Below are 15,127 nucleotides of genomic sequence, written 5' to 3' on the forward strand. Positions count from 1 at the left end.
CGCTTTTTTATTTTTATTCAAAGATTTACCCTCGCAGCACAGATGGAGCATACATGGAGATTGTGATAGACCCTAAGCAGTTATGGAACCAGCTTATTGCCTTTGCCAATGAGTATAAACTGCTGACATCACTACTACTTTTAATTGTATTGCACTTCATCAAAAAAGGCATGTTGCTGCTTATCAGGCGTATTAGCTCGCAGCGCGGTGAAGACAGAAGAAACCAGATCAATATTTTAGAGCAATTAGGTAATGCCTTTATTATCATTGTATTGATGATGGTGTGGAGCTCTGAAATACAAACGCTTGCTATATCTATTGCCGCATTCATGGTTGCCATAGTGCTAGCTACCCGTGAATTTATCCAATGCTTTATGGGCTTCATTTACTACCTAGGCGCAAGGCCGTTCAGGGTAGGGGACTGGATCCAAATGAATAATATCATTGGTGAAGTCGTAGAAATGGATTGGGCAAAAACCGCACTTTTAGAAGTTGACCCAGAAAGCTTTAACTATACGGGTAAGCACGTATACGTACCTAACAGCCAGCTAGTTACACAAACCGTGCGTAACCTTAACTTTATGCGCCGCTACCGTTTACACTCGTTTGAAATTGTTAACGAGCCTACCGTAAACGCATACAGCTTGTTACCCGCTTTTCATGCCCGTGCACAAGCGCACTGTGAATACTTTCGCGATGTAGCAGAGCGTTACAAAGGCTTAATTGAGCGCCATTTAGAACAAGAATTTATTCGTATAGACCCAGAGGTTGAAATCAAGACTAATGAGCTTGCAAAAGTGGTGGTGAAGGTTAGCCTTTTCTGCCCAACTGCGGAAGCTCATGAGTTAGAACATAAGATGTGCTCCGATTGGTTGAGCCTGTGGTTTAGAGCGCAAAAAGAAGAACAGGCAATGCTAATGCAGCAACAAAGCGAGAATAACAACGCCAACCTTCAAGCGTCGGCTACAACAGAACAGCAAACAACAACGAGCACTGGGCTGTAAATTTCCATCAACGAGCGATCTATTTCTTAAATTACTGGTCGCTCGTTGCTATTCATTACACTTCATCAGTCACGAATGCATTCGTTACATTTCCATTCCCGCTGGTGGGAAAAATGCCCTTCTAAAAATGCCATCTGATCTGCCAGTATGCGTCTGTTCATTAAATAAAAACGCTCGTAAACATTGGGCCTAAAAGGCACAGCGAGCAAAGGCATATTCGCTTCTTCGGGAGTTTTAGCTGCTTTGGCATGATTGCATCGCTGACAAGCCGTGGCTACGTTCGTCCAACTATCTTTTCCGCCGCGAGAGCGGGGAATGATGTGGTCTCGGGTAAGTTGTTTAGGCGTAAACTTGTTGCCGCAATACATGCACAAATAGCTGTCGCGTCTAAACAGATAACGGTTGGTGAGGGCAACTTTGCCAGATAAATCTGTTACCTTGCCGTCGCAAGCAATAATACTTGATAGGGTAAGTTCGCTTTGCAGCCCTTCGTGATTCCAGCCACCTTTAAGCGTAATGGCATCGCTGCCTAGCTCGAATAGCACCTTGTCCTGACTGTAAAGTTTTGCGGCTTGTTCAACATCTATCCACTCTTGTGGCATGCCTGCTTTGTTAAGTCGAAGTACCAACATGGTTATCTCCTTAGCACACTAATATTAGACGTTCTTGTTATGAAGAATTCTTATTGCCCGTTTATGGTTCAAAGAACTGTTTACGGGTTGTTTCTTTGTTCGCTTTTTGTTCTAGCATACGCTGTTTTGTGTCAGTATGATGAAAATATAGTCAATAATTGAAATTTCACAGATATTTCATATAGTCATGGTGCTATAGGTGATAGCGATTTAGCGCAAATTCACAAAATAAATTCCACGCGGGGCTGTATTTGGCAATGGCATTACAGCTACTTCAAAGCTATACTATGCGCCGCGTTTAAAAGCGATAAAATAAAGATTGAAATTAAAGGACAAATAGTGACTCCTATTACTAAATCATTTCAGTATGGACAGCATACTGTAACTCTAGAGACGGGTGTAATTGCTCGTCAGGCGACAGCTGCGGTTCTTGCGAGCATGGACGACACGTCTGTACTGGTAACAGTAGTTGGTAAAAAAGAAGCCAAGCCAGATCAAGACTTCTTCCCTCTAACAGTAAACTACCAAGAAAAAGCATATGCTGCGGGTAAAATCCCAGGTGGTTTCTTCAAGCGTGAAGGTCGTCCATCTGAAGGCGAAACATTGACTGCGCGTCTTATCGACCGCCCAATTCGCCCATTATTCCCAGAAGGCTTCAAAAACGAAGTACAAGTTGTTGTTACTGTAATGTCTGCTAACCCAGATATCCCTACAGACATCATCTCTATGATTGGTACTTCTGCAGCGCTTGCTATCTCAGGTATTCCGTTCAACGGCCCAATCGGTGCGGCTCGTGTTGGTTATAGCAACGGCGAATACATTCTAAATACACGCGCAGAAGAGCAAGCTGAAAGCCAGCTTGACCTTGTTGTTGCGGGTACTGAAGGTGCAGTACTTATGGTTGAATCAGAAGCTGACGTGCTTTCTGAAGATACTATGCTAGGTGCGGTAATGTTCGGTCACGAGCAACTTCAAACTGTGGTTAGCGCAGTTAACGAATTTGCTGCTGAAGTTGGCACTGAGAAGTGGGACTGGGCACCAGAAGCAGAAAACACGGCACTTAAAGATAAAGTTAAAGCACTAGCTGAAGCTGAAATGACAGCGGCTTACCAGATTTCTGACAAGTTAGAGCGTAAAGACGCGGTAACTGCAGCAACTGAAAAAGCATTAGAAGCTATCCTTGCTGAAGACGAAGAACAAGACAAGAAAGAAGTGCTAGACCTTCTTCACGATCTTGAGTCTGACGTAGTACGTTCACGCATCCTTTCTGGCGCGCCACGTATCGACGGTCGTGAGCCTGCAATGATTCGTGCTCTAGACGTAGCGACAGGCATTCTTCCTCGTACTCACGGTTCTGCACTATTCACCCGTGGTGAAACGCAGGCAATTGTTGCTGCTACTTTAGGTACAGAGCGTGACGCACAGATGATTGACGAGCTTCAAGGTAAGCGCGACAGCCGTTTCATGCTTCACTATAACTTCCCTCCATACTGTGTTGGTGAAACCGGTATGATCGGTTCGCCTAAGCGTCGTGAAATTGGTCACGGTCGTCTAGCGAAGCGTGGTATTCAAGCAGTAATGCCAAGTGAAGAAGAATTCCCGTACGTAGTACGTGTGGTTTCTGAAATCACAGAATCAAACGGTTCATCATCAATGGCGTCAGTATGTGGTACTTCACTAGCGCTTATGGATGCAGGTGTTCCAATTAAAGCGTCTGTTGCGGGTATCGCAATGGGCCTAGTTAAGAGCGACGACAACTTCGTTGTACTTTCAGACATCCTTGGTGACGAAGATCACCTTGGCGATATGGACTTTAAAGTAGCGGGTACTACCGACGGTATTACTGCACTTCAAATGGACATTAAGATTGAAGGTATTACTAAAGAAATCATGCAAATTGCGCTTAAACAAGCAAAAGAAGCACGTTTGCACATTCTTAACGTAATGGACGAAGCGATTGGCGGTCACCGTGAAGAGCTAAGTGAATTTGCTCCACGCATTTACACAATGAAGATTGACCAAGACAAAATCCGTGACGTTATCGGTAAAGGCGGCGCAATGATCCGTCAAATTACTGAAGAGTCTGACACTAACATCGAGATTGAAGACGACGGTACTATTAAAATCTTCGCGACAGAGCGTGCGAAAGCAGACATCGCTATTGGCAAGATTGAGCAAGTAACGGCTGAAATTGAAGTTGGTAAGACTTACAACGGTAAGATTACACGTATTGTAGACTTCGGTGCGTTTGTAGAAGTACTTCCAGGTAAAGAAGGTCTTGTTCACATTTCACAAATCGCTCACGAGCGTGTGAACAAGGTTACTGACTACCTTAAAGAAGGTGAAATGGTTGACGTTAAGGTTATGGAAATCGACCGCCAGAACCGTGTACGTCTAAGCATTAAAGAGCTTCTAGAAAAGCCTGCGCCTAAGTCTGACGACGCAGAGTAATAGCAACTAGGTTTTAAACCTAGTTAGTTATGTTTAAGTAAAAAGGGAGCTTGGCTCCCTTTTTTCGTTTTAGGTTTCAAAGGCAACAACGGGTTGGGTTTTACTTGTTAACCCGCACATTTAAGCCTTACATTTAGGCCATAACGAAAAACGCTTTTTTAGAGGTAATAGATAATGGATAAGCAAACGCAAACCGAAGTAGAAGCAGCGGTATTCCGCCGCTTAGTAGAACACTTAGACGCGAACAAAGACGTTCAGAACATTGACCTGATGATTTTGGCGGATTTCTGCCGTAACTGCTTAGCTAAATGGTATTCGGCTGCTGCAAGCGAGCAGGGCGCTGATATCGACTATGAAGCCGCACGCGAAGTGGTTTATAAAATGCCGTATTCAGAGTGGAAAGAGAAGCATCAGCTTCCTGCTACTGACGAGCAGTTGGAGAAGTTGGCTGCTAGGCAAGGGAAGTAGTTTTTAGTTCAAGTGACGTTGAATTATTTTTTTTGAAGCCAGCGGAAGCTGGCTTTTTTGTGTTTGGGTGGGGAAAAGCATTAAAAGCGCTCGCATGCTGAATGGGTGCATTTGATATGTGAGCGATAAAAGGTATTACGGTTTTTCTTTATTTTTCTGTTGGTTGTGGGGTATTGTATTTCTTAATACAAGGACAGGTTCCCGAAAGTGTTGTGGATTAGCATGACGGTTTGGGGACGAGTAAGCTGTTATGCACTATAGGAAACCACAGTGGAAGTTGAAGTAATAAAAAGTATTGAGACTGTTCTTATTGAAGCAATAAAGATTATAGGTCCAGCTATAATAGCGTCTTTTGCCACCTATAAAGCAACAAGCTCTCAGTATAAATTTAAAATTAAAGAGCTATCTAAAAATCACGAGTTTAAGGCTAGAGAGCACTTATTTTCATATTACAAAGACCGGCAGCAAAAGCTAGCCTCAGGGCATTCAGAGCTTTCAAATTCACTGGGGCAAATATTAGGCGCCGCTTCTTCTGCGGGAGAAGAAAAGGACACTCCAGAAATTGTGAACGGGTTTATATCAATGCTTGGTCTTTATGTAAATCAAGCACCTTTCGAAATAAGTACAACGATCAGTGACTTTGATAGTAAAAGACTGTCTCATTCACCAGAATATGCAAAATTATTGGAATACAAAAAATCTGCCGACAACTTAATATTTAAAAAAGAGCCGAAATTAGCCAAAATAATGATTATTCAGTTATTGGAGATTTATTCATTTTTAGAGCGTTGTAATCACATGCTACTCGAACGGCAGATCAAACAACTTTTTTTAAATTACGTTGATAATGCATAAAAAAACCCTGTAGTCGGTCACAAGCTCCCTAGGACAATAACACGTGGGCTCAGTTGCTTCGCTCCATTTTTAGCCCACATATTATTGCCCCTAAGCGGAGCGTTATGTGTTCGTGGCAACTGAGAGATCATAGGAAGATTAAAGAGTGATACCAAAATTAAACCAATCAGGAGTATTGCCTCCATTCATCCCAGAACAGGGGCCTACAGACCCCGCTGGCATGGCTCCCTACAAAACAACGATCTCTGAATTTGTCCACCGTTATTCTCATTCACCAGAGAGGAGAACTATACTTAAAGGGTTATTAGAATATCGAAAAAAACTCAGGGAAGTCGGAATTTCTAATGGTTTCCAATGGCTTGACGGTAGTTTTGTGGAAAATGTGGAGGCCAATAGAGGTCGTCCACCAGCAGATGTAGATATAGTGACTTTTGCATTTAGGCCTACAAATGACGTGGAGCACTGGAAAAAATTAGTAAATGGGAATACAGATCTATTTCTCCCTCAGAATGCTAAGAATAAATACCATTGCGACGCCTATTTTGTTGATTTGAATACACATCCTATACATGTAGTTAGTAACACACGATACTGGTTTGGCTTATTTTCACACCAGCGAGAATCATATTTATGGAAAGGTATGATAGAAATTCCTATTGAGTGTACAGACAATGAGGCCTTTGATATTTTGGATGAGGAGGCAACTAATGCCTAAAAAGCTCAGTATAGATAGCCTTAACTCTGAAATTACCACTCTCAATGCGCTTCTTTCTAGTGCACAGCAATCAGGCGATATAGTAGGCGAAATGCAACTTGAGTATCGGATAACCGAACTTTCGCACAAGTTAGAATCACTGAAAGAGGAATCATTAATCGATAATAGTGCCAGCGTTGCTCTATTTTTTGGTGGGCAACCCGTCTTAGGATCTAAAGGAATTGCTGCAGAGTTCGCTGGCCTAGCGTTAGAACAATTTCAGAATTTAATCGCTAAAGTTTTTGCAAATAGCGAAGTTGGTGGGCTAGGAGAAAGGGGGAAAGTCCCTTTCAAAGCAAACTCTGAGTTAATGGTTACTGGATTGGCTAGAGGATCATTTGGCTTCGTACTTGATGAAATGAGTGATCAGGTGCAACTGGAATCGTCACAACTGACACATGTTATAGATAAGGCCGCGCATTTACTTCGGGATTCTGCCGCTCACGATGATGCAGTTTTTGAATCTCTTCTTGAAGAATTAGAGCCTAGAACGTTAATTGCTCTACGTGATTTCTTCACAAATCTTGATTCAAGCAAGGCAACCATAAGGGTTGTAGAGAAAGAGTTAGATTTCACGCTCGATACTGCGTCAATACATCGCGCAAGAGTAAGAATAGAGGCTACAAGTATTGACGAGGTTACCACTGAAATTGAAGGTACACTAGTCGGCTTTTTACCTGAACACAGAAAGTTTGAACTTGCCGATAAATCAGGAAAGCTTTTTTATGGTTCTGCAACTAAAGAAGCTGTCGAACAGTTCTTAAAGGCTTCTGATACTGTAATTGGTAATAAATGTCTGGTTAAGGTATCGGTTAAAACTGTCGCACCTCTAAATAGACCGCCTAGAGAAGTGGTTCGCTTAGTTGAGTTCCTTAGATTTGGCGAATAAACTCAAATCAATCAACTTCGCGCCTTCTGCGCCGGACGCAGTAAAGCGCCGGTTATAGAGGCGTTAGGGTAATCCAATGGATATTAAATGGACTGGAAATTATTTTTCGTAGAAATAGTGCAAGTGTTAATATGGCCAACTCTATTATTAATTGCTCTTCTTTTATTTAAGGAACAAGTTAGAGAACTGTTAGGTTCAATTTCAAAATTAACAGTTGGCAATGCGAGTGCAGAATTTGGCAAAAAGATGCTGGCTAAAGAAATTCTTCCTCAAAACAAAACGCAAAAGAAGGAAAATGGACGTTCATCTAACATGTCAAAAGAGGAGATCTTCAACATTCCTGATGAAGATTATGAGTTTATGATGAAGATAGCAGCTAACAAAAATTTTATGCCGACTGATAAACGAGAGATATTTAAATATAACTCTTTGGTAAATCATGGCTATTTCACAAAAGAAGACAATGATGAGTATAAGCCAACAGGAAAAGGTTCTGAAATCATAGGTGCACTTAAATCAATATATCACTCTGGTGAATGAACACTCTAATACTAAACAAGACAGGCATATTTCTCTTCTGGGCTTGCGCGAAATATGAGTAAGACTAATAAGACAGGCATGTCTTTGTAAAAATGACTAAACAAGACAGGCATTTTTATGTACTCCAGCTAAGGGTACTAAATGAGACAAGCATGTTTACGTACATTGCAAAGTTATTACTATCCAATCAATATAAATGAGATGATAAGGCCAAGAATACTTAATAAGACAGGCATGTTTGTGTACAAAGTCGAACACTGAGACTGTAACTAATTTTGTGTAACTGCCTATCTCAATTTACTCTATAGAGAGTTAAGGATAGGCAGATGAACATGAATAAGAAAGAGCTTGAAGCTTTCGCTAATACTTCTTAATAAGACAGGCATGTTTGTGTACAAAGTCGAACACTTACTTAAAAAACTAAACAAGACAGGCTCATTTGTGCACTTCTCTAAGCACATTACGTCGTCATTCCCACCTGTCTGAGTCTCTTATAGAAAGGCTATATTCCAGTAATAGCAAAGTCTATTGCACCTATTAGCAATTCGCGAGATTGCGCTAAAGAACCGATGCAGTCCTTTAGTACATCTTCGGGTATGGAACTAAGTTGTTGAGTCAGGAATAGGTATGTCTCGCCTTCAAATTCTATCTCCGGCGTAAGGTTTTTCATATAAAGACTATTTTTAGTCTTACTCTTTGTCAGCGGTACAACTAGCCTTGTTGCTAATTGGTCGATTACAGAGTTCTGAACATCTACAAGAAAAGGGTAAGCTTTATTTGTTTTTGAGCTTGGGTTTCTGTAAACATCAAACTGTGCCATTAGAAGTTCCTGTACTCATCACCTATACAGCCGTTCTCAGCAATAAACTCGTTGTACGCAGCAATGGCAGCTTTGTTTTCTTTTTTCCACCTTTCTTCTTCAACACTTTTCAACTTGTCTTTAAGTGCTTGTTCCAAGGTTGCAGATAGGTTAACTTTTAAGTCTCTAGCTTTTTGTAATAAGTCACTGTTTAAGCTTAAATTAGTCGCTTTTTTTGGGGCATGGATGTCATATAAATCTTGCATGCTATCACTCCAAATTGTTCTACATTTTAAGTATACGCATAGGGATGCGCATTGCAAAAAATAGGTTCTTAACAAACCCGGAATTGTTATGTAGAGATGTATACATATAGTGCCTGTCTTACTATCTATTAAACTGCAAAGTTAACCAAGTAATCGCATTGCACTTTGTCGGCCCTGAACCCGTTGCTGATGTTGATTCTGCGCGTATTGCTCTAAGTGAGTCACTTTGCCGGCGGCGTGCTTAAAGCAGGTTTCAAACTGCGTGGTTAAAGTTATCCAATGTTCTTGTTCAATATTGAGGCGCTCTAAAATAGAGGGTAGGTTATGCTCAACCATGCCGCTCTTGTTTGGGTGAATATATCGGCTGGTTATATCTACAAGCTGTAAGTAGTTTGGAAGAGTAAAAGGTAAACCGTGTGGCATCTCTTGACTTGGATTGCCTGCAAAAGGCATAAGTCTTTTAGGTGTTTTGCCTACCTTAGCAGCGTTAATTCGGTATTTAATACTGGTATGCTCTGATGTTTCAGGTGTTTTGGCCATCTTTGCTCGTACTGGGTTTAAATCAACATAAGCCATACAGGCGGCAAGGGCTGACTCATCCAATAGCGCTTGAGATTTAAACCGTCCTTCCCAAAAATGCCCTGTGCAGTCGTCTTCTTTATTAGCTGCCCTAGCAATGTATTCATTCAGTGCACGCATAAACCAGCTGATATTAAATAGCCTTTTACGCCATACTTCAGCCGTTAACTCCACCGCTTTAATTTGAATTTCATGTAAATCTTTACGTGAATCTGGTGACATGTAGCGCTGCGAGAGTAATGTGCCTTTGTACAGTTTATGCCAACGTTGAATCACATCTTCTGTACTCAGTGCGTCTGCTTTCTCTTTGTTTACGTGTAATACCAGGTGCGTATGATTACTCATTACCGCATAAGCACATACATCAATGGCGAACACCTCACTTAAGACATGAATACGGTCTTCTACCCATTGGCGACGATGTTCAAAGCTTCTACCGTTTTCCTCGCCACATAAATAGGCACGACGCACACAGCGGGAAATACAGTGATAATAGGGCGTATCCGATAAACTAATTTGTGACTTTCGGGCTTTAGGCATTTTGACTGTCCAACTTTGATTAAATCGATTAGCAGTTTGAATGGGGATTTAGATTAAAGAAAGTGTACGAGGGGACAGTTTTGATCTTGCTAGATATGCCTGTCTTGTTTATTTGTCTAGTTATGCCTGTCTCGTTTATTCTCATTAGACTAGATTAAACGAGACAGGCATCTTTGTGCCTTTTTATTAAGCATTTAAAAGGAGAGTTTAAATGAAAGGTATTTATCGAATTCTTATTGCTCTGGCTCTTCTAGTCGCAGCTATAACATCTTACAGTATGGGTATTCAGTCAGGTGTGTTCCTGTTCATTATTTTGGGGCTCGTTCTAGAAGGGGCATTTTGGTTCGGCTTGTTTTCAATTAAAAGACGAAAAGAGGCCTAGCGATACGTACCAGCACTTGAATAGCCATAATTGCTGAGCGTTGGGTTTTCAGCATACAAAAGGAAGATAGATGAAGCTTAAGATGTTTCAGGTTGATGCTTTTGCAAACCATGTTTTTGAAGGTAATCCGGCTGCCGTATGCCCATTAGAAGCTTGGCTTGATGATAGTTTGTTGCAGGCCATTGCTGAAGAAAATAACCTCTCTGAAACCGCATTCTTCGTTCCGGTGGGGAACGCCTATGAATTGAGGTGGTTTACACCAGCAGATGAAGTTGATCTTTGTGGGCATGCGACACTTGCTGCGGCTCATGTACTCTACACTCATCTAAACTACACCAAGCAGGAAGTAGTTTTCCATACCCGCAGTGGGCCACTTACTGTCACGCGAAGTGGCACTGGTTTTAGTATGGATTTTCCGGCTGCATCGCTTGTCAACACTAAAGCACCTTCAGCGCTAGTTAATGCGCTCGGCAAAGCCCCGAAGGAAGTACTATCCGGGTTCGACTATCTCGTTGTTTTTGATTCTGAAGAAGAAATAAAATCACTAAAACCGGATTTTGAAAAGCTCAAAGAGCTTGGGCTACGGGGTGTGGTTGTAACTGCCCCGGGACACGAGGTCGATTTTGTCAGCCGCTGTTTCTTTCCTAAGCTTAGAGTGAACGAAGATCCAGTCACAGGGTCTGCTCATTGTGAACTTGCGCCATACTGGGCTAGACGTCTCGGTCGCAACAAGCTTAGTGCTCGACAGCTGTCTAAGCGGTCGGGCAGCGTGAAATGTGAAGTCAAAAATGATCGAGTATTCCTATCGGGGAACAACGTGGACTACATGACCGCAGAGATTAATATCCCGCAAAATTAACTAAAGAAGACAGGCACTTAATATTTTGCAAAATTAACTAAAGAAGACAGGCACTTTATATTTTGAAGACAGGCACTTTATATTACAGCGTTAGGGTTACAAGGAAAGTATGTACAAATCTGGTCAATGCTAGATATGCCTGTCTTGTTTATTGGTTTATTTGCAATTAAAGGTAAATTTTCAATTAAAAGTGACTGGTAACTACCGAGAAATTAAACTAGACAGGCATGTTTGTGAGTAAATTAAACTAGACAGGCATGTTTGTGGGAGGTTGACTAATTACCTCAAAGACAACTCATAACCGTATTTTATAAACTAATTTTATCAACTCACAATAAACAAAGAATAAAGGTAGTCTCTAAAAATGATGTGTCCAAGAACGCAAACACCGCTAAAAAGAGTCACAGTTGGTAAAGTTCCGGTTTATTACAGCAAAGCATGTGGCGGTGTCTTACTCGAAAATCAAACATTAAGTGACTTTGAAAATCCGCAAGAAAAAAGAGGGAGTGTGTTAGCAAAGCACCTTAGCCAGTTTCATAACGAGCTCGACTCTTTAAATAAACGGATTTCCTGTCCCAAATGCCCTGATACCGTGATGTTGCGCAGGTACTATAGCCCGCTACATGCGGTAGAGATAGATGAGTGCCCAAGCTGTGGAGCAATTTGGTTAGACACTGGCGAACTAGAAAAAATACAGTCATTAATGCTGAATGAAAAAGAACGCGCACTTTTAAGAATAGAGCTAATGAAAAAACATGAAAGGATCGAGGTGAAGGGCATGCCTCATACTCATGATAACTGGAACAAACGCCGAGACAAGGTCGATGCTTTTTTAGATTTAGCATCATACATCTCAAACAGTTGGTAGGTTCAACTACCCATAGATATATACTCGTTCGTAAAAAGAGTACTCATTTCGGGGCTAACGTTCAATGAAAAGCACACTGTCTCTTGCGCAATATGTTAAAAAACGAAATGGCGTGTCATTGGGGGCAAGTGATTCAATGAAGAACATGCTTTCCAGGTCTTTTGGTGCTTCTTCTTTTCCAGCGTTTTGGAATCATTGGAACCCTATCTGGGGTTATTATTTATCGCGTAATATTCTACGTCCGCTTGCGAATTTTTTGCCCATTTCTTTAGCTACCTTTACCACATTTCTTTTTAGTGGAGCGCTTCACAATATCGCTGTATCAATTGTTAAGTGGAAAATCATTCTTTTCTTCACGCCGTGGTTTGGGTTAATGGGATTAATAGTTATTTTTTCTAAATGGGCTGGGATATCGTACGGTCAGGTTAGTTGGCCTGTCCGCGCATTAACTAATGCGTCGTTTATTTTCGTCTCGCTAGGTATAACGTACTTTTTGGAAACCTTGTATGCTTAACAACATACAACTAATAAGATATGGAAAGTGATGTGTGGTTCAAAGACGTAGAATTAGAATCTGAAAATATAACGCTTACTCCCTTAACAATGGCACATGCTGACGCCTTAGTGAATGCAGCGACGGACGGTGAATTGTGGAAGCTATGGTTCACATCAGTACCAAATGCTGAAACTATTAGTGAATATATTGCGACTGCACTAGAGCAGAAAGACAAAGGGCTATCGTTACCTTTTGTAGTGATACAAAAAGCGAGTGGGAAGGTTATTGGCTCAACGCGCTTTTGTAATGCTGACCATATTAATCAGAGAGTGGAAATTGGCTATACTTGGTACAGTAAGGCATACCAAAAAACCTCATGCAACACCGAATGTAAGCTACTTCTGCTCACTCATGCATTTGAAACTCTCAATGCTATCGCGGTAGAGTTTAGGACAAGCTGGCAAAATCAAGCTTCACGTGCCGCTATCGCTCGTTTAGGGGCAAAACAAGACGGTGTACTTAGGAATCATCAAAGATTGCCAAATGGTGGTTATAGAGACACCGTTGTGTTTTCAATCATTAATACAGAGTGGCTGGCTGTTAAAGAGAACTTAACTTTTAAGCTCTCAATGAAAAGCTAACAAAGCACGTTATTCTGATGAATGGCATGCGTAGCGTGAAACATATGAAAAAGGAGAGCTTAGATGCCAATTAAGAAATGGATTTTTCAGTACAGTATTGCTTTTCCCATATTGTCTGCTTTGTTTTCTAGCGTTCAATATATTAAAGGTCAAACAGTTTCTTACTCTGTAACATTTGGACTAACCTGGGCCTTTATTTCCATAGCCATATTTGCCACCCGTCGTGCATACAATTTTAAAGAGAACATCGACTGCCAGTTGTGTAACGACTTAAACCGAAAAGACGCGCAGCGAAAATAGGGCTTCTTGTTGTGAAAGGGTGATTCACGATGTAAGCGTTAAAAAAGCGTATGCTTTTCGTCGAATTTTTACTCTGCAAGGTTAAAAGGATTTAGGTTTATATATGAACAGTAGAATTGCTTTGTTATCGTTTAACACTCTAGGTGGTGCCATACTTTCATTAACTGCTTTCATAGCTGGTGGCGGGTCCACGTCATCTCTTAATTTATTATATTGGGGCATATTGCCCGGTTTGCCTTTTATAGTACTTGCTGTTTTAGGGGTCTTTAACAAAAAACTGAGCCAGCGAAGCCTTCTCTTTATGACTTTAGCTGCATTGTTAGTGACATCTGCTAGTTACGGGCAGATTTTTTTGTATGTTGGTGGTGGCGCGAATATTGGTGCTGGCCTTTTGATTTTATACAGCCCAATCGCTTATATAGCCGCTATATCAATTGGATGGGCAATCGGCGAACTTTTTCACTTTAATCATGGTAAGTAGTGAACCTTGCGCTCGTTCATTTGGAATTTGAAAGCAATGTGGTAAGTACCTTTTAAGGAAAAGCAATGGAGCCCATTAACAAGTTCTGTCCTAGATCTGGCAAACCAGTAAAACCTGATTCGCTAACCGATTATCGTGGCTATACGGTAGGCTTTTGTAATCCTGGGTGTAGCAGCGATTTTGCTAAAAACTTCCAAGCAAGCCCGAACGATACTCAGTATTTTGATGTGCTAATAAAAGAAAAGTTTGGGAAGTAAAAAGTTTGGATTTGGTTAACGCGTACTAGCAGGCATGAATGTAAATAATAAAATCGAACCCTGCGTATGTTACCGTATCAAGAGCAAGCAGACACGTCGTTCAAGCAGTTCATCATTGCCAGGTTAGATCAAAAAAGGAAGTCGTAGGCTATACAATTAATAAGGAAATATGTGAGTGAAATGAAAATATTCATATTAGCGTTTGTGAGTTTTTTTATTAGTAGTGCTTTTGCCGAAAGCATTTTAAATGAAAGCGCGTTTACTCGAAGATATGCGGACGCAGTTATCACCAAAACTGAGGTTGTAAGCGCGGATATAAAAGGTCGTCTAGAGATTGAGATGACTTATAGTGGTGGAGGTACGTCTACCGCTTATCTCGATAACGCTTATATGAATTACCTTTCTGACCCCGAAGAGCTCGACGTAATTATAGAGTCGTATATTAGTGCGTTAACGAAAAACAGTAGTGACGTTAAGGCCAATATGGAGAAAGCTCATATCGTCCCCGTTATTAAAGATACAGGTTATATTAACCACATAACGGAATTAATGAGCAAAAATAAAGAAGGTGAGTTTCCTTTCTTTTATGAAAAGTTAAATGACGTTCTTTATATTCTTTATGCCATTGATACGCCTTCTTCTATTAAGTTTATGCCAAAAGAAGACATTGCTAACTTAGGTGTAGAGCCAAAAGACCTTAGAGGCCTTTCATTGTCAAATTTGATGAATACTGTTGAGTCACTACAAATTAAAGGTGACCCTTCGACCATCTCGATGGTTGTGGCCGATGGTACTTATGAAGCGTCTTTTTTAATGTATGACGCGCTATGGTCAAAAGAAAACTTTCCTGTGAAAGGCGATATAGTAGTTTATGTGCCCTCTAGAGACGTTGTAATTGTAACGGGCTCAGAGGATGTGGAAAGTTTAGAGACGGTGAGAGAGATCGTGCATAACCCAGATAATCACTGGCCACATCCCGTGTCTAACATTGGGTTTATTCGCAAAGAAGATAAATGGGTTAAGTTTTAGGAGTAGCAGGTTAACGGCGATAGAGTGATCAGTGTTT

20 protein-coding genes are annotated in these 15,127 nt (G+C 41.1%); 16 read left to right on the plus strand and 4 right to left on the minus strand.

Annotated elements, in window-relative coordinates; translation table 11 throughout:
• The first annotated feature begins 53 nt into the window (after positions 1 to 53).
• On the plus strand, positions 54 to 1,004 hold the full coding sequence (locus tag AC27KT_RS07600) for a mechanosensitive ion channel family protein (RefSeq protein ID WP_487128757.1): 951 nt from the start codon (positions 54 to 56) through the stop codon (positions 1,002 to 1,004).
• Between the two features lie 65 nt (positions 1,005 to 1,069).
• Here the strand turns inward: AC27KT_RS07600 and AC27KT_RS07605 are convergent, their stop codons facing one another.
• Positions 1,070 to 1,636 (minus strand): HNH endonuclease, encoded by a 567-nt coding sequence (locus tag AC27KT_RS07605; RefSeq protein ID WP_487128759.1) that lies wholly within the window; start codon positions 1,634 to 1,636, stop codon positions 1,070 to 1,072.
• A gap of 339 nt (positions 1,637 to 1,975) precedes the next feature.
• Here AC27KT_RS07605 and pnp point away from each other — a divergent pair, with 339 nt between their 5' ends.
• The 6 genes from pnp (at position 1,976) to AC27KT_RS07635 (ending at position 7,593) form a co-directional block, all read left to right on the plus strand.
• Complete coding sequence (pnp, locus tag AC27KT_RS07610) at positions 1,976 to 4,087, plus strand: polyribonucleotide nucleotidyltransferase (protein ID WP_487128761.1); 2,112 nt, start codon at positions 1,976 to 1,978, stop codon at positions 4,085 to 4,087.
• Positions 4,088 to 4,261: 174 nt separating this feature from the next.
• Positions 4,262 to 4,555 carry a DUF1244 domain-containing protein gene (locus AC27KT_RS07615; protein ID WP_012518312.1) on the plus strand — a complete coding sequence of 98 codons (294 nt, stop codon included), beginning with the start codon at positions 4,262 to 4,264 and terminating at the stop codon, positions 4,553 to 4,555.
• A 270-nt stretch (positions 4,556 to 4,825) separates the two neighbouring features.
• Positions 4,826 to 5,410 carry a hypothetical protein gene (locus tag AC27KT_RS07620; RefSeq protein ID WP_487128764.1) on the plus strand — a complete coding sequence of 195 codons (585 nt, stop codon included), beginning with the start codon at positions 4,826 to 4,828 and terminating at the stop codon, positions 5,408 to 5,410.
• A gap of 145 nt (positions 5,411 to 5,555) precedes the next feature.
• Positions 5,556 to 6,125: a DUF6932 family protein gene (locus AC27KT_RS07625; protein WP_487128766.1), complete on the plus strand. Its 570-nt coding sequence runs from the start codon at positions 5,556 to 5,558 to the stop codon at positions 6,123 to 6,125.
• Positions 6,118 to 7,053, plus strand: a complete 936-nt coding sequence (locus AC27KT_RS07630; RefSeq protein WP_487128768.1) for a hypothetical protein — start codon at positions 6,118 to 6,120, stop codon at positions 7,051 to 7,053. The genes AC27KT_RS07625 and AC27KT_RS07630 overlap by 8 nt, the downstream gene beginning before the upstream one ends.
• Before the next feature lie 87 nt (positions 7,054 to 7,140).
• Positions 7,141 to 7,593 (plus strand): hypothetical protein, encoded by a 453-nt coding sequence (locus tag AC27KT_RS07635; protein WP_487128770.1) that lies wholly within the window; start codon positions 7,141 to 7,143, stop codon positions 7,591 to 7,593.
• A 502-nt stretch (positions 7,594 to 8,095) separates the two neighbouring features.
• Here the strand turns inward: AC27KT_RS07635 and AC27KT_RS07640 are convergent.
• The 3 genes from AC27KT_RS07640 to AC27KT_RS07650 form a co-directional block, all read right to left on the minus strand.
• Positions 8,096 to 8,413, minus strand: coding sequence for a CcdB family protein (locus AC27KT_RS07640; protein ID WP_487128772.1), 318 nt, complete (start codon positions 8,411 to 8,413; stop codon positions 8,096 to 8,098).
• Positions 8,413 to 8,658 carry a type II toxin-antitoxin system CcdA family antitoxin gene (locus AC27KT_RS07645; protein ID WP_157316039.1) on the minus strand — a complete coding sequence of 82 codons (246 nt, stop codon included), beginning with the start codon at positions 8,656 to 8,658 and terminating at the stop codon, positions 8,413 to 8,415. Before AC27KT_RS07645 ends, AC27KT_RS07640 begins: the two co-directional genes overlap by 1 nt.
• Positions 8,659 to 8,799: 141 nt before the next feature.
• The gene (locus tag AC27KT_RS07650; RefSeq protein ID WP_487128774.1) at positions 8,800 to 9,777 is read right to left on the minus strand and encodes a transposase; all 978 of its coding nucleotides are present in this window, start codon (positions 9,775 to 9,777) and stop codon (positions 8,800 to 8,802) included.
• Between the two features lie 211 nt (positions 9,778 to 9,988).
• On the opposite strand from AC27KT_RS07650, the gene AC27KT_RS07655 reads away from it, so the two are divergent.
• The 9 genes from AC27KT_RS07655 to AC27KT_RS07695 all read left to right on the plus strand — a co-directional run bounded on the left by AC27KT_RS07655 (position 9,989) and on the right by AC27KT_RS07695 (position 15,090).
• Positions 9,989 to 10,159: a hypothetical protein gene (locus AC27KT_RS07655; RefSeq protein ID WP_487128776.1), complete on the plus strand. Its 171-nt coding sequence runs from the start codon at positions 9,989 to 9,991 to the stop codon at positions 10,157 to 10,159.
• Positions 10,160 to 10,229: 70 nt separating this feature from the next.
• Positions 10,230 to 11,018: a PhzF family phenazine biosynthesis protein gene (locus AC27KT_RS07660; protein ID WP_487128778.1), complete on the plus strand. Its 789-nt coding sequence runs from the start codon at positions 10,230 to 10,232 to the stop codon at positions 11,016 to 11,018.
• A 364-nt stretch (positions 11,019 to 11,382) separates the two neighbouring features.
• Positions 11,383 to 11,886, plus strand: a complete 504-nt coding sequence (locus tag AC27KT_RS07665; RefSeq protein ID WP_487128780.1) for a zf-TFIIB domain-containing protein — start codon at positions 11,383 to 11,385, stop codon at positions 11,884 to 11,886.
• A gap of 64 nt (positions 11,887 to 11,950) precedes the next feature.
• On the plus strand, positions 11,951 to 12,400 hold the full coding sequence (locus AC27KT_RS07670) for an acyltransferase (RefSeq protein WP_487128782.1): 450 nt from the start codon (positions 11,951 to 11,953) through the stop codon (positions 12,398 to 12,400).
• A 20-nt stretch (positions 12,401 to 12,420) separates the two neighbouring features.
• The gene (locus AC27KT_RS07675) at positions 12,421 to 13,023 is read left to right on the plus strand and encodes a GNAT family N-acetyltransferase (protein WP_487128784.1); all 603 of its coding nucleotides are present in this window, start codon (positions 12,421 to 12,423) and stop codon (positions 13,021 to 13,023) included.
• Between the two features lie 63 nt (positions 13,024 to 13,086).
• Positions 13,087 to 13,323, plus strand: coding sequence for a hypothetical protein (locus AC27KT_RS07680; RefSeq protein ID WP_487128786.1), 237 nt, complete (start codon positions 13,087 to 13,089; stop codon positions 13,321 to 13,323).
• Positions 13,324 to 13,426: 103 nt separating this feature from the next.
• A complete protein-coding gene (locus tag AC27KT_RS07685; protein WP_487128788.1) occupies positions 13,427 to 13,804 on the plus strand; it encodes a hypothetical protein in 378 nt (125 codons plus the stop codon).
• A gap of 65 nt (positions 13,805 to 13,869) precedes the next feature.
• Positions 13,870 to 14,061, plus strand: a complete 192-nt coding sequence (locus AC27KT_RS07690) for a YHS domain-containing protein (RefSeq protein WP_071951487.1) — start codon at positions 13,870 to 13,872, stop codon at positions 14,059 to 14,061.
• Positions 14,062 to 14,241: 180 nt separating this feature from the next.
• A complete protein-coding gene (locus tag AC27KT_RS07695; protein ID WP_487128790.1) occupies positions 14,242 to 15,090 on the plus strand; it encodes a DUF1444 family protein in 849 nt (282 codons plus the stop codon).
• Positions 15,091 to 15,127 lie beyond the last annotated feature (37 nt).

The sequence above is a fragment of the Alteromonas sp. 5NW40-0090 genome, assembly GCF_057552975.1.